This is a genomic window from Pantoea allii, assembly GCF_046529425.1.
GTDB lineage: Bacteria > Pseudomonadota > Gammaproteobacteria > Enterobacterales > Enterobacteriaceae > Pantoea > Pantoea allii.
In genome coordinates, this window is the sequence record NZ_CP125958.1 from 1384828 (window position 1) to 1398583 (window position 13756).

The 13756-nt window shown below is 54.0% G+C and carries 10 protein-coding genes; 2 read left to right on the top strand and 8 right to left on the bottom strand.

Annotated features, from left to right (window positions below; all coding sequences use genetic code 11):
* Positions 1-4: 4 nt before the first annotated feature.
* From QNH99_RS06805 to QNH99_RS06820, 4 genes are read right to left on the bottom strand one after another with little or no spacing between them, the layout of a single operon-like run.
* Positions 5-994 carry an ABC transporter permease gene (locus QNH99_RS06805; RefSeq protein ID WP_410517470.1) on the bottom strand — a complete coding sequence of 330 codons (990 nt, stop codon included), beginning with the start codon at positions 992-994 and terminating at the stop codon, positions 5-7.
* Positions 987-2492, bottom strand: coding sequence for a sugar ABC transporter ATP-binding protein (locus QNH99_RS06810; protein WP_410517471.1), 1506 nt, complete (start codon positions 2490-2492; stop codon positions 987-989). Before QNH99_RS06810 ends, QNH99_RS06805 begins: the two co-directional genes overlap by 8 nt.
* Before the next feature lie 2 nt (positions 2493-2494).
* Positions 2495-3475 (bottom strand): substrate-binding domain-containing protein, encoded by a 981-nt coding sequence (locus tag QNH99_RS06815; RefSeq protein WP_096012854.1) that lies wholly within the window; start codon positions 3473-3475, stop codon positions 2495-2497.
* An 11-nt stretch (positions 3476-3486) separates the two neighbouring features.
* Positions 3487-4317 (bottom strand): DeoR/GlpR family DNA-binding transcription regulator, encoded by an 831-nt coding sequence (locus tag QNH99_RS06820; RefSeq protein ID WP_410517472.1) that lies wholly within the window; start codon positions 4315-4317, stop codon positions 3487-3489.
* A 489-nt stretch (positions 4318-4806) separates the two neighbouring features.
* On the opposite strand from QNH99_RS06820, the gene QNH99_RS06825 reads away from it, so the two are divergent.
* Entirely contained in the window at positions 4807-5874 is a 1068-nt protein-coding gene (locus QNH99_RS06825) for a DUF1176 domain-containing protein (RefSeq protein ID WP_063880502.1), read from the top strand.
* Here the strand turns inward: QNH99_RS06825 and ampH are convergent.
* The 3 genes from ampH to QNH99_RS06840 form a co-directional block, all read right to left on the bottom strand.
* Positions 5871-7034 carry a D-alanyl-D-alanine-carboxypeptidase/endopeptidase AmpH gene (gene ampH, locus QNH99_RS06830; protein ID WP_172823932.1) on the bottom strand — a complete coding sequence of 388 codons (1164 nt, stop codon included), beginning with the start codon at positions 7032-7034 and terminating at the stop codon, positions 5871-5873. The two genes, QNH99_RS06825 and ampH, sit on opposite strands and share 4 nt — an antisense overlap.
* Positions 7035-7259: 225 nt before the next feature.
* Positions 7260-7946 carry a response regulator gene (locus QNH99_RS06835; RefSeq protein ID WP_096012857.1) on the bottom strand — a complete coding sequence of 229 codons (687 nt, stop codon included), beginning with the start codon at positions 7944-7946 and terminating at the stop codon, positions 7260-7262.
* Positions 7936-9573: an ATP-binding protein gene (locus tag QNH99_RS06840; protein ID WP_410517473.1), complete on the bottom strand. Its 1638-nt coding sequence runs from the start codon at positions 9571-9573 to the stop codon at positions 7936-7938. The genes QNH99_RS06835 and QNH99_RS06840 overlap by 11 nt, the downstream gene beginning before the upstream one ends.
* Positions 9574-9886: 313 nt before the next feature.
* Here QNH99_RS06840 and QNH99_RS06845 point away from each other — a divergent pair, with 313 nt between their 5' ends.
* On the top strand, positions 9887-11248 hold the full coding sequence (locus QNH99_RS06845) for a 2-hydroxycarboxylate transporter family protein (RefSeq protein ID WP_063880495.1): 1362 nt from the start codon (positions 9887-9889) through the stop codon (positions 11246-11248).
* Between the two features lie 482 nt (positions 11249-11730).
* On the opposite strand, the gene tkt is transcribed toward QNH99_RS06845, so the two are convergent.
* Positions 11731-13731, bottom strand: coding sequence for a transketolase (gene tkt, locus QNH99_RS06850; protein ID WP_410517474.1), 2001 nt, complete (start codon positions 13729-13731; stop codon positions 11731-11733).
* Between the last annotated feature and the right edge of the window lie 25 nt (positions 13732-13756).

Sequence of the window (13756 nt, forward strand, 5' to 3'; positions counted from 1 at the left end):
CCCATCAGACAAAGCTGACGTCAGTCTCTTTGCGTTTTTTATAGTGAGTAACGGCGATGGCGATCATGATGACCCCGCCGACCACGATGTTCATGAAGTAGTTGGATACACCAAGCAGGTTGAGACCGTTCTTCAAAATGGCGATCAGGAAAACCCCCATTAAGGTGCCGCTGACCGTGCCTTTTCCGCCCATCAGGCTGGCACCACCCAGCACGGTGGCAGCCAGCACATCCAGTTCACCGCCCACCAGCGCGTTCGGCACCACTTCACCCATGCGGTAAACCTGTACCAACCCGCCAATCGCTGCCATCGCACCCAACCAGCCATAGGCAAACAGGTGGATCAGGCCGACGCGAATCCCGATGCGCCGAGCGGACTCTGCGTCACCGCCGACGGCATAAAGCTGGCGGCCTAAGTGGGTTTTGTTGAGTAACACGGCGGTCAGGGTGGCGATGATCAGCAGGATGAGCAGCGGCAGGCCAAGCTGAAACGTCTGGCCTTGCCACGTAAACGGCAGCACGTTGCGTAAGGTGATCCACCAGTCGGGTAACTGATAGAGGCTGCGTCCGCCGGTTAACCACATCAGCAGGCCAAACAACAGCGACTGCATACTGATGGTGATAATGATGGAAACGACCCGCAGCCAGGTGATGAGCCAGGCATTGATCACCCCGAACAGGGTGCCACAGGCAATGGCCAGGATAATGCTCAGCAGTGCGTTATCAAACAGATAGTGCACAAACAGGGCGGCGATAAAGTACTGCACCACCGAGGCGACGGCAGCAAAGGAGATATCGATGCCGCCGGTGACCAGCACCACAAACAGCCCCAGCGCAAAGATGCCGGTTACCGCATAGCTTTCGGCTAAATCCAGCAGGTTTTGCACGCTGAGGAACTGGTCGCTGGTCAGTGAGAAAACCACAATGAACAGCAGTAAAACCCAGGTCAGCCAGCCCTGACTGGAATGAGGACGTAAGCGGGATAAGTCAGGCATTGATCACCTCTGCAAGTTGCTGTTGCTCAACGCTGTCGGGCTGGTATTCGGCATGGATCGTGCCGTCGCGGAAATGCAAAATGCGGTCACAGTTGTGCCAGACCTCAGGGACCTCGTCGGAAATCAACATAATCGACAAGCCTTCACGCGCCAGCTCGTGGATCAACTGGTAAATACTGGCTTTCGCCCCGACATCCACGCCGACAGTGGGCGAATCAAGAATTAACAGACGAGGCTGAGTGAGCACCCACTTGGCTAAAACGATCTTTTGCTGATTGCCGCCGGAAAGCGTGGCGATCGCCTGCTCAGGGTCGGCAACCCGGACGCCCAGTTGCTGAATCCACTGCAGGATCAGCCTGTTCTTGCGGTATTCATCAATCAGGTGAAAGCGGTTTTGCAGTTTGTCGAGGATGGGTAAAACCATGTTATCGGCCACCGACTGTTGCTGAACCAGCCCCAGCGTCAGGCGGTCCTCTGACACATAGCCAATACCGGCTTTGATCGCGTCTTCATGGCTGCGAAAGCGCACCGGTTTCGTGTCCAGCCAGATCTTGCCGCTGTCAGGCCGGGTCATACCAAACAGCGACAGGGCCAGCTCGGTACGGCCTGAACCCAGCAGGCCACAGAGCCCCAGCACTTCGCCTTCATACAAACGAAAATTCACGTCGTGGTACTGTCCGTTACGGCTGAGATCCTCCACCTCCAGCAGCACCCGATCGCGCTTGCGCGTTGGATTTTTTAACGGATATTCCAGCTTCTGTCCGGTCATCAGCTCCGTCAGGCGGTGCGGCGTCATCTCCTGCGCTGGAAAGCTGCCAATCTTGCGACCATCGCGAATGACCGTGACCCGATCCGAGATCTCCAGCACTTCATCCAGACGATGGCTGACAAACACCACACAGATGTTCTTCTGCTTGAGATAGCGCACCGTGCGCAACAGCTGATTCACTTCCGTGCGGGTAAGTGAGGCGGTAGGTTCATCCATGATCACCAGCTGGGCATCGGCAACCAGGGCACGACAGATAGCCACCTGTTGCCGCTGGGCGATAGAGAGATGCGCCACTTTTTCGTTAAGATCGAGCGTGAATTGCAGCTCCTCGACAACGCGCCGGGCGCTGTCAAACAGCGTCTTACGCTGGTGCCAGCCGAACAGGCCACGCAGGTTGTGTTCAAACGCGATATTTTCAGCCACGCTCAGGTTGGGGAACAGGGACAGGTCCTGATAGATCACCTGTATGCCAAAGTCCCTGGCCTGCTGTGTCGAGAGGCGAGGCACGATTTCCCCGTCGCCCAGGCGGATCTCGCTGCCGCTGTCCGGCGCATGTACGCCGGACATCACCTTGATCAGCGTGCTTTTGCCACAGCCATTCGTCCCGGCAAGGCAGTGCACTTCACCGGCCAGCAGCGTCAGCGACATATCGCTCAACGCGCGATGACCGCCAAAGGTTTTCGACAACCTGTTCAGGGTGACGAGCGTTTGTGGTGCGACAGGTTCCATCACTACAGCCCCAGCTTAATCAGTTTCGGCAGGTTGGCTTTATCCAGGCTTTCGGTGTTGTTGCCCAGAATGGTGTGCGTGGTTTCATCCACCCGCACCTTGCCTAATCCTTCAATGGTCATGCCATCTTTAATTGGCGTGTTCTTCTCCATCATCTCGGCAAGACGGACAAACACTTCTCCGGCGGTATGCGGATTCCAGATATAGCCACCTTTAATGGCACCCCGGTTGACGAGCTGCGCGCCCTGGCCCGGACTGAATGCGCCAATGACGCAGACCTGGTTACTCTTGTTGCGGTTCATCACCGCCCGGCCTGCGCCGATAGGGCCCTGAGAACCAAAGGCCAGAATCCCTTTGAGATCCGGATACCTGGACATCAGCTCATTGGTTGTACGGATGGAATCATCCAGCGATTCCCCCACGCCAAATTTGTCAGTGACTAATTGCATTTTTGGGTAATGCTGCTTTTGATATTCCAGCGCGGCGTCGGTCCACTGCTGGTGGAGCGGCACCGTCAGGCTGCCAACGTACATCGCGTATTGGCCTTCATCGTGCATACAGGCTGCCAGCGCTTTCATATGGTTGATGCCATGGGTAGTTGCATCCACCAACTCAAAGTCCCAGTTGGCAAACTTCTGGCCCGGCGACTCGTGGGTAATCACTTTGATGCCCGCATTACGGGCGCGCTGCAAAACGGGTTCCAGCACCTTGGGATCGTTCGGCACCACGCCAATGATGTCCACTTTCTGCGCAATCAAATCCTCAATGGCCCGCACCTGTAAGGCGGGGTCGGCTGCGGTGGGCCCGACCATCCACGCATCGATCCCACTTTTCGCCGCTTCACTTTTTATCCCGGCCTCCATGGCGTTAAACCACGGAATGCCGCCAATTTTCACCACGATCCCCATTCGTATTTTTTCTGCTGCCTGGGCCTGGAATGCAAATAACGCGATCAGGGTGCAGGCGATAAGCTGTTTTTTCATAGCGACTCCATTTAATTATTCATAAGCTGTACGGACTGAGGGCGTTGCGAACAGTCGATAATATTTACCCCGTTCCACGCCAGTTCCTGTTCCAGTTCTTTATCTTTTAATTGGTCAGTAATGAGAAAATCCACATCACGGTAATGGCAAACACGCGCGAATGAGGGCCGAAGAAACTTAGAGCTGTCCATTAATAAATGTTTTCGTTCTGCTGCCAGAATGAGCTGTTGTTTTAAATGTGCATTACGTTCATTCCCTTCGCGTAAATAACCGTCATTGCCCAGACTGCTACAGGAAAAAAAGATTTTATTTATTTGAAACTCTTTTAAGGGTTGTTCAGTCACGATGCCGTGAAAATCTTCATAGCGATCGGAATATTCTCCGCCCAGGCAGATCGTGCGAATACTGCTGCGCGCCGCCAGCGTCTGCACAATGCGCAGAGAATTGGTTAATACCGTTAATTCTATATCGGGTAACTGTCGGGCCAGATAAAAACAGGTGGTACTGCTGTCGAGTAATACACAGTCACCCACGCTAATAAATCCCAGTGCCCGTTTGGCAATGGCCATTTTGGCATCGACATGTTCATTAATTCGCTGGCGAAAAGATAATTCATATTCATTAATGCCACGAGTATTTATTTGTATAGCCGCATTATATTGTTTAACCGGGACTGCACCGCCATGACTTCGCTGTAATATGCCTTTCTTTTCCAGTTGCGCTAAGTCCCGACGAATCGTTTCCTGCGAAACCTGACACAATGCGGTAAGTTCCGCGACAATGACACGTCCATTACGCATTAATTCATCAATAATTCTCTGCTGGCGTTCAATCGGCAACATGCTGGCCTCCGAGGGTTATAAAGTACTGGAAGGCGCGTGGCAAAAATGTGGCCTGAGCGTGGGTACGCAGGACGCTATTTTCACGGCGCACATAAAGAGATATTTGTTGGGTTTTTATGAAACGGGATGTAATCGTTATTATTAAAAAGTGATGCTGATCACCTTATAAGGGCTTTTTAACCTGAGAAGAATCTGTTGATAACCTTTTATGTTTAATCTTTTGACGACTATATCATGCCTGTTTTTGACCGTTTATGTGTATTTGACCGATTGCACGGGCGGGAATGTCCGACGAATCCGATTGAGCGGCGCGAGGTGAATCAGCATGATAAATATTCTGCAGACTTTATTGCACTTCTCTTGTCATAAAGCGGATGTTTTTTAGACGGTTAGCTGCGCTTGCTGAGCACTTCACAGAATGCGGCCTTCGTGACGTGCGCGATTGCGCTATCATCTTCCACTCAAAGAAGTTGGGGCTGGTTTTTCTTAATGTGGTATGGGATGAAATCGCTGTTTGCGTTGCCTTTTTTTATGGTTGCAGCTGTTCAGGCTGAGCCGGTACAGAAGCTGTTTTCTGACTGGCAATTAACCTGCAATAATGCAGCGCATTGCGTTGCGCGAAGCATACCTGGCGACAAAGGCCTGGTAATGACCCTTTCCCGCCACGCGGGAACGGATGACCAGCCTTTACTGCGCATCGATTACGGCAGCGCCTACAGCGGAGCGCTTCCCGGCCCGGCACTAAAAGATAATCTGTTAGTCGATCAACGCCGACTCCGGCCCGATTTCAAGCACTGGACGGTCGAACCGCACCATCTTGCCACCAGTAATCCCATCGCTATTAATGAGTTCCTTGAACTGACCATGGATGCCAAAAGCCTGCAGCTGACGTTCAATGCCGGTCCGCAGATTTCGTTGCGCGGTATGAAGGCGGCGCTGTTATATATGGATGACGTGCAGGGACGGGTTAATGACATCAGTGCCTGGGTCAGGCGCGGGGAACGAAACAGCGTGCCGGCCGCCCCTGCGGTGCCACAGCTGCAACCCGCCGTAGCTGCGCCTGCGCCACTGACGCGTGAAGAGACCAGTGGCCTTATCGATTACGGCACCTGGCGCGTGAATTCGGACAGCTGTTCGCTCGATCCGCTGCGCCGGGAAGTGAGCGTATCTCCCCTGACCGATAAAAAAGCGCTGCTGCTGGTGAGCTGTGAGATGGGCGCGTACAACGTTATCGATCTGGCCTTTGAAGTGACGCGTGCGCCGCCCTACGTGGCGCGCGGTCTGACCCTGACTCTGCCTTTTACGCCGCCGGGTGACACAGATCGCCAGCTTGAGCTGATTAATGCGGATTATGATGCGGCAACCGGGCAGCTCTATACCTTTGGCAAGGGACGTGGATTGGGCGACTGCGGCACGGCCACCCGTTGGCAGTTTGATGGCGAGCGCTTTGTTTTAGCCGAATACGCGCAGGAGTCGACCTGCGATGCCTGGCACAGCAGTGACGACTGGCCCACGCTCTGGGTGAGCCAGTCAGTCACGGCGGATAGCCGCGGTTAAGGAATCGCCTGCACCATCATCGGTGAGCCGTTCTGATTGCCCACCAGCTCCGCGAGCAGGTTGTTGACGCCGTCGCTCATCGGGGTAAAACGCGTCAGTGGCGAACGAGTGACGACCACGAAAACCCCAACGTTTTGCTGCGGAATCATGGCGATATAGGTGATAAAACCACCGCCACCACCGGTTTTCTGGATAATGCCAGGACGACCGTTTGCCGGGCCCATATAAACCCATCCCATGCCCAGCGCGTCGGCTTTGCCCGGCACATCCATGCCATCGACTTTATGTAGCTGGTCGCGACGGTAGATCAAGGTCTGCAGGCGGTCGATTTGCGGCGTACGATGATTCACCGATGAGTTCAGGAACTGCTGCATCCAGCGCCCCATATCATCAGGTGTCGAATAGACGCCGCCGCTGCCAATCGCTGCCAGTGTGTTGTTACAGGGGCTGGCCCCTTTTTCCGCGACCATCAGACGGGCGCACTGTTCAGGTGACGGCGTAAAGGTGGTGTCTTTCATGCCCAGCGGACGGGTAATCAACTGCTGTAGCAGTGCCGGGTAAGGTTTACCTGCTGCACGTGACAGCGCATCACCGAGCAGATCATAACCAAGGTTGGAATAGGCCGCGTTGGTGCCTGGCGCGGCTTTGAGGTTGGCCTTGTTTAACCAGCTCCAGCGTTCACTCTGCGTGGGCCACACGAACACCGGACGATGCGGTTTGCCGCCGGGCTGTTCACGCGGCAGGCCGCTGGTATGGGTCGACAGGTTAATCAAGCGAATGGGCTGACCGTCAAAACTGGGAACCCGTTTTCCGGGCGGTGCATATTTACTCAGGGGATCGTCAAGACGGATCTCACCGCGCTCGGCCATCTTCACCATCACTTCACTGGTCATCAGCTTGCTGAGTGAGGCGATGCGAATTAATGAATCTTTTTGCGGACGAATATTGCTGCCTGGCCGCGTATCACCAAAACTGGCGAAAACCCGCTGATTACCGTCTATCGCGACCAATGCCATACCGGTGGCACCGCTGGCATAGAAGATGTGCTCGGCATAGCGATCGACAATTTGCGATGCCAGCAACGGATCGGGCGCAACCTGCGCCATGCTTTTAAGGGGAAGCAAAGAAACCATTAAGGCCAGTAAATAAGGAGTGCGCATTTTCAACGGGGACGGCTTCGCTATAGAAATCGGGAGAAAGCCTATAGTAATGCGTTTGCGAATGACGGGAAGAGGGAAGGGCAGTTTTTTTTGTTTCGGATTACAGCACGCTGCCGGGCTGATAGCGCATCCTGGCCCAATGTGGCGGTCACCTGTCGGACTGGTTTCCCTTGTGCCGTGATGCCTGGGCAGCTCAGCGCCGACAGCGTCAATCCCGGGATAACATCATGCGCGTTTATACATTCGTCTGGGATGCCCTACCTTGCCATACAGCATTTCCACCGTCAGAAACCCTGTTTCAACGCAGTGCTCCAGATAGCGGCGGGCGGTCGTCTTACTCACTCCGGTCTCGGCCATCACATCATCCACCGAAAAAAGGCGCGTCGTGGCTGCCGCAAAAAGCGTTTGTACCCGTGCTAAGGTATTTTCTTCAATGCCTTTACTGCCGTTGTCGTGCGGATAGTTTTTTGCCTGTAACTGATACAGCACGTCCACATTCTTCTGATCGACGATTTTCCATGTGCGTTGCTGTTCCGCAAAGGCGATAAAATTGGCGAGCGAACGGTTAAGCCGCTTCCATGAGACAGGTTTAAGGACGTAATCAAAGGCCCCATTACGAATGGCCTGGCTACAGGTATCCATATCGCTGGCGGCCGTAATAAAAATAATGGAACAGTTAGCGTTTGCCAGGAGAGGATCGCCAATCAGCGTGATGCCTTTGCCATCCGGCAGATAATTGTCCAGCAGCACAAGCTGCGGCAATCTTGTTTCAAGCTGCTGCTTCGCCTCAGACAGTGAGTGCGCTATTCCGACCAGCCGCAGCTGAGGATGGTTGTTAATCAGTTCTGCATGAAGTTGAGCCAGTTCATGCTCATCCTCAACGATCAGGACATCAATAGGATCATGTTGCATTGCTGACCTTCTCCGTTTCCGTGGTGGGATACTGATTTATTTCCACACAGGGAATAAACAGCGAGAAAATAGCACCGCGCGGCAGGTTATCGCTCACCTCAATCGTTCCGCCGGTGCGGGCAATATAGCTTTCGATTAAATACAGCCCGATGCCGTGATCGCCTCGGGTTTTGGTCGTCACCCCGCGTTCGAACATATGCTCACGGATTTCAGGACGGATGCCCACACCGCGATCGGCGACTTCAATGATCAGTTCACGCGCGTTGAGCTTAATCAGCACTTCGACAGGATCGTGCGGCAGTGGCGCGCGTTGGGTGGCTTCAATGGCATTGTCCAGAAGATTGCCAGTCACCGAGATCAGTTCAGCATCCGTGAGCGGAAGAAAGGGGCGATCCATCAGACACGCGGGATCAAAGTGGATATCTACGCCTTTCTCGCGGGCACGTACCGCTTTGCCCAGCAGTAAACCGCAGAGCAAGGGCGACTGGAAGCGGGTGGAGACAAAGTCCAGCAGCTCCTGTTCGTGCTCTGACTGTGCCTCAATATAATCGATTGCCTCTTCAAAGCGGCCCATGTGCAACAGGCCAGAAAGGGTGTTCATGCGGTTAAGCTGTTCATGACGCATAATGCGCAGATTATCGACGTAACGTTTTACCTGGCTGAGTTGGGCGCTGAGTGAGTCGATATCATTGAGGTCGCGAAAGGATATCACCCATCCCATCAGGGACGATTCCAGCATAATACGGACCCGGCTGGCGATAACGGTCAGCGAATTGAAGCGGCTAATCTCATCATGGGTATCTTTTTCCAGCATGACCGGCTGCGACAAAAATGGAACGGGTGAGATCACCTGGCTGACAGATTGCCCGCGCAGTTGTTCGGCGGACTGCGCCAGTCCAAGCAGTTTTCGCGCCGCCTGGTTGATCACTTCGATTCGCAGATGTTCATCGATGACGATAACCCCTTCATAGATGGACTCCATCATCGCTTTTTGCTGACGCACCATCAGGCCAATCTCACGCGGTTCCAGCGAGCAAATCTGCTTTTTAATATTGCAGGTAAAAAACCAGGAGAAGACGAACAGGGCAATAAGCAGCAGGGCAGCCACGATCAGAATATTGACCATATTGCTGAAGGTAATCGCCTCAAGATAGCGGGTGAGATAACCCACGGAGACAATGCCAATGACCTGGCCTTGAGCGTTAACAATCGGTGCTTTGCTTCGCAGCGAAATCCCCAGACCGCCAGTCCGGATGGTGGTGATACTTTGGCCCGAGAGTACCGCAGCGTTGTCCCCGCCGACTAACGGCTTGCCGACTTTATCTTCACTCACGGAATGAAAAAGATGCAGGCCCTTGTGGTCACCAATAACGATAAAACTGGCATCGCTCTTGCTGGCAATCGTCTGCATCAATGACTGGATGGCCTGAATGTTGTGGTCCGCTATCTCTTTTTTAAGGTCAGGTATCTGCGCAATCTCCTCGGCCTGAACTTTGGCACGCATGCTCATCGCCTGGTAGATCTGTTGGTTGATGCTGACGTAATAATAGCTACCCAGTAGCACGAACAGGGCAGACGTAAAAACAACGAGCGAAAGGAACAGCTTCGTTTGAAATGACAATTTCATGACGATTACACGTGCTTTGAATTAATAACATTACTGTATCATCTTTTTAACAATATGGGCCAACCCAGTATAACCGCATGATAAGCAGCATAAAAAAAACGCTGGCTGTTTTTTTGGCCGCATCGCTGCCCCTTAACGTGGGAAAGCAGACGGAACCGCAATAAAAACCATAAAAACCACGGCACGAATCAGGACGACGATCACTCAATTTAAAAAAGACCATTAAAACTTTATGCCAGACACCTTCCCCTTCACGTAATTCATCCTCTTTTAACGGCATCCTGAAAAAAATAACGATGCAAAGAGGATAATAATGAGCACACCTGATGATTCTTTCTTGTCTGAGAAACTGTCCAGTACATCGCGCCGTAAAACCCTGAAAGATCAGTGGTGGCATATTATGGATAACTGGAAAGTCGGGATTATTCCTCTGCCGCTCTTCGTACTGGCGGGCTTGCTTATCGCGGTAGACTGCCTGAGTGGGACGCTGAAAAGCGATATCGTGGTCATGGTCGCCACGCTGGCTTTTTTTGGTTTTGCCTGTGGGGAGTTTGGTAAACGTCTGCCCGTGGTCGGCAGGCTGGGGGCCGCCGCGATTTGTGCCACCTTTATCCCTTCTGCATTGGTTTACTACGGTTTGCTTCCCGACATCGTGGTGACGTCCACGACGCAATTCTATAAATCAACCAATATTCTTTATCTCTACATCTGCTGCATTATCGTCGGCAGCATTATGAGCATGAACCGCACGGTGCTTATCCAGGGCTTTCTGCGCATCTTTTTCCCCATGTTGTGCGGAGAAGTGGTGGGCATGATTGTTGGCATGGGCGTCGGGCTGGCGCTGGGGTTGGAACCTTTCCAGATCTTCTTTTTTATTATTCTGCCGATTATGGCGGGTGGTGTCGGTGAAGGCGCGATTCCGCTCTCCATTGGCTATGCGGCCTTACTGCATATGGATCAGGGCGTCGCGCTGGGCCGTATTCTGCCCATGGTCATGTTGGGTGGCGTGACCGCCATTATTATCTCGGGCTGCCTGAACCAACTGGGGAAACGTTATCCGCACCTGACGGGAGAAGGCCAGTTGATGCCGAACATCGCCAATGTTGAACCTGAGCCGCTGCAATCCGTTTTTTCGGGGAAAGTTGACGTCACCGCGATTGCTTCCGGAGCGCTGCTTGCGGTGTTGCTGTATATGGTGGGCATGTTGGGTCAGAAATTTACCGGTCTGCCTGCGCCGGTTGGGATGCTGTTTCTGGCTGTGCTGGTGAAGCTGGTCAATGGCGTTTCTCCCCGTATTCTGGCGGGTTCTCAGGTCGTTTACCGGTTCTTTCGCACTGCTGTCACCTATCCGGTGCTGTTCGCCGTCGGTGTCGCCATTACGCCCTGGCATATTCTGGTCACCGCGTTTACGCTCACCAACCTGCTGGTGATTATCAGCACGGTCAGTGCGCTGGTCGCCACGGGCTTTTTCGTCGGGAAAAAGATTGGTATGCATCCGATTGATGTCGCGATTGTCTCCTGCTGCCAGAGTGGTCAGGGCGGCACCGGCGATGTGGCCATTCTGACGGCCGGTAATCGCATGGGCCTGATGCCGTTTGCGCAGATCGCCACGCGCATCGGCGGGGCCATTAACGTTTCGCTTTCGTTGTTATTGCTGAGCCACTTTTTGAAATAAACCTGTTCCATAAATAACGCCAGGTCAGTCTGCGTAGACGGCAGTCTGACCTGGCGTCCTGATAAAAGCGTTGGCCTGGCTGATATTCACAGAGGTAAACAGGATTCAATCAGGGTAAACCCGCGTCATCGCTCGGCAATAGCGAGTATTCCGCGCCACTCAACGCCATCGCATCCCATACGCGCGTTTTCCTCTTCTGTTCCGCTGGGGTTCCCACTGAAGGGAGCGTAAAGCAGGGCTTCAACGGCATCATGCACATCGGCTGTCGGGCAGGAAGATACGTGAGATAACGCGCGGGATGCCATGCTCACTGGATATCGGTATCTCGCCTGTTCAGGACGGATAACGAAGACCAGGCGTGAGGCGATCTGCGACAGGAAGCGGATTTCAGAAAGCCGCGCGCCAGCACAGGGCTGGCGCGCAGTGGTACGCTGAACGAGCGACCTTGCCGGATAGCGGCAGGACGCTCAGGCGGACAGGGATTACGCCGGTTTCAGCAGGGCTTCAGCATGGCTGACGATGTTTTCCACCGTAAAGCCAAATTCAGCAAAGAGTTTTTCCGCCGGAGCCGACTCACCGAAGGTGGTCATGCCCACGATGGCACCGTCCAGTCCGACGTACTTATACCAGTAGTCTGCAATGCCCGCTTCTACCGCGACGCGCGCTTTCACGGTGGAAGGCAGTACCGACTCACGGTAAGCCGCATCCTGTGCGTCAAACAGGTCAGTGGATGGCAGCGAAACCACCCGGACCTTATGACCGCCGGTCGTCAGCTTCGCTGCCGCACCCAGGGTAATTTCCATTTCGGACCCGGTGGCAATCAGGATGATGTCTGGCGTGCCATCGCAATCCTTCAGCACATAACCCCCGCGCTTGATGTTAGCCACCTGCTCTGGAGTACGCTCAGGCTGTGCCAGGTTCTGACGCGACAGGATCAGCGCAGTCGGGCTGTGATGACGTTCAATCGCCGCCTGCCAGGCCACCGCTGTCTCTACCTGGTCACAGGGACGCCATACGCTCATATTTGGCGTCACGCGCAGGCTGGCAATTTGCTCAACCGGCTGGTGGGTCGGACCGTCTTCGCCCAGGCCAATGGAATCGTGGGTATACACCATAATCTGGCGAGCCTTCATGAGTGCCGCCATACGGACCGCGTTACGGGCGTACTCCACGAACATCAGGAAGGTTGCGGTATAGGGCACAAAGCCGCCGTGATGGGCAATCCCGTTACCGATAGCCGTCATGCCGAATTCGCGGACACCATAATGGATATAGTTCCCGGCCGGATCGTCTTTAATGGATTTTGAGCCTGACCAGATGGTGAGGTTACTCGGCGCAAGGTCGGCGGAACCGCCCAGAAACTCGGGCAGCAGTTTGCCATAAGCTTCCAGTGCGTTCTGCGAGGCTTTACGGCTGGCAATCTTTTGCGGATTCGCCTGCAGCTCGGCAACAAACTTCGCGGTTTCCGCTTCCCAGTTTGCCGGCATTCCACCGTTCATGCGGCGCTCGTATTCTGCGGCCAGCTCTGGATAAGCCTGCTTATAGGCAGCCAGTTTGTTGTTCCAGGCTTTTTCGCGCTCAGCGCCTGCCTGTTTGGCATCCCACTGCTGGTAAATCTCTTTAGGGATCTCAAACGCCGGGTAGTTCCAGCCCAGTTGCTTACGGGTCAGCGCCACTTCTTCTTCGCCTAACGCAGCGCCGTGGGCTTCTTCTTTACCGGCTTTATTCGGTGAGCCGAAGCCAATGACCGTACGGCAGATGATCAGTGACGGTTTGTCGGTGACGCTCTGCGCTTCCTGGATGGCCGCTTTCACAGCATCGGCGTCATGGCCGTCAATCTCACCCACCACATGCCAGTTATAGGCTTCGAAGCGTTTGTGCGTATCGTCAGTAAACCAGCCTTCGGTTTCGCCATCGATAGAAATACCGTTGTGATCGTAGAAGCCAATCAGTTTACCCAGACCTAAAGTACCGGCCAGCGAGCAGACTTCATGGGAAATACCTTCCATCAGGCAGCCGTCGCCCATGAACACATAGGTAAAGTGGTCGACGATATCGTGATTGGGACGGTTAAACTGGGCCGCCAGCGTACGTTCAGCAATCGCCAGACCGACGGCATTCGCCAGGCCCTGGCCCAGTGGGCCGGTGGTGGTTTCAACGCCCGGCGTGTAGCCAATTTCCGGGTGCCCCGGCGTTTTGGAATGCAGCTGGCGGAAGTTTTTCAGTTCTTCGATAGGCAGATCGTAACCGCTCAGGTGCAACAGGCTGTAAAGCAGCATGGAGCCGTGGCCGTTCGAAAGGATAAAGCGGTCGCGATCCAGCCAGGCGGGATTGGTGGGATTGTGCTGGAGGAAATCACGCCATAATACTTCAGCGATATCTGCCATGCCCATTGGCGCACCAGGGTGACCAGATTTTGCTTTTTGTACCGCATCCATACTTAATGCGCGAATGGCATTAGCCAACTCTCTGCGTGAGGACATAAAGGGTCTCCCTTGTTAAGCATCA

What these genes read in the sequence shown, in the direction of transcription:
- QNH99_RS06805 (WP_410517470.1), bottom strand. Translation starts at nt 994, where the DNA reads ATGCCTGACTTATCCCGCTTACGTCCTCATTCCAGTCAGGGCTGGCTG.
- QNH99_RS06810 (WP_410517471.1), bottom strand. Translation starts at nt 2,492, where the DNA reads ATGGAACCTGTCGCACCACAAACGCTCGTCACCCTGAACAGGTTGTCG.
- QNH99_RS06815 (WP_096012854.1), bottom strand. Translation starts at nt 3,475, where the DNA reads ATGAAAAAACAGCTTATCGCCTGCACCCTGATCGCGTTATTTGCATTC.
- QNH99_RS06820 (WP_410517472.1), bottom strand. Translation starts at nt 4,317, where the DNA reads ATGTTGCCGATTGAACGCCAGCAGAGAATTATTGATGAATTAATGCGT.
- QNH99_RS06825 (WP_063880502.1), top strand. Translation starts at nt 4,807, where the DNA reads ATGTGGTATGGGATGAAATCGCTGTTTGCGTTGCCTTTTTTTATGGTT.
- ampH (WP_172823932.1), bottom strand. Translation starts at nt 7,034, where the DNA reads ATGCGCACTCCTTATTTACTGGCCTTAATGGTTTCTTTGCTTCCCCTT.
- QNH99_RS06835 (WP_096012857.1), bottom strand. Translation starts at nt 7,946, where the DNA reads ATGCAACATGATCCTATTGATGTCCTGATCGTTGAGGATGAGCATGAA.
- QNH99_RS06840 (WP_410517473.1), bottom strand. Translation starts at nt 9,573, where the DNA reads ATGAAATTGTCATTTCAAACGAAGCTGTTCCTTTCGCTCGTTGTTTTT.
- QNH99_RS06845 (WP_063880495.1), top strand. Translation starts at nt 9,887, where the DNA reads ATGAGCACACCTGATGATTCTTTCTTGTCTGAGAAACTGTCCAGTACA.
- tkt (WP_410517474.1), bottom strand. Translation starts at nt 13,731, where the DNA reads ATGTCCTCACGCAGAGAGTTGGCTAATGCCATTCGCGCATTAAGTATG.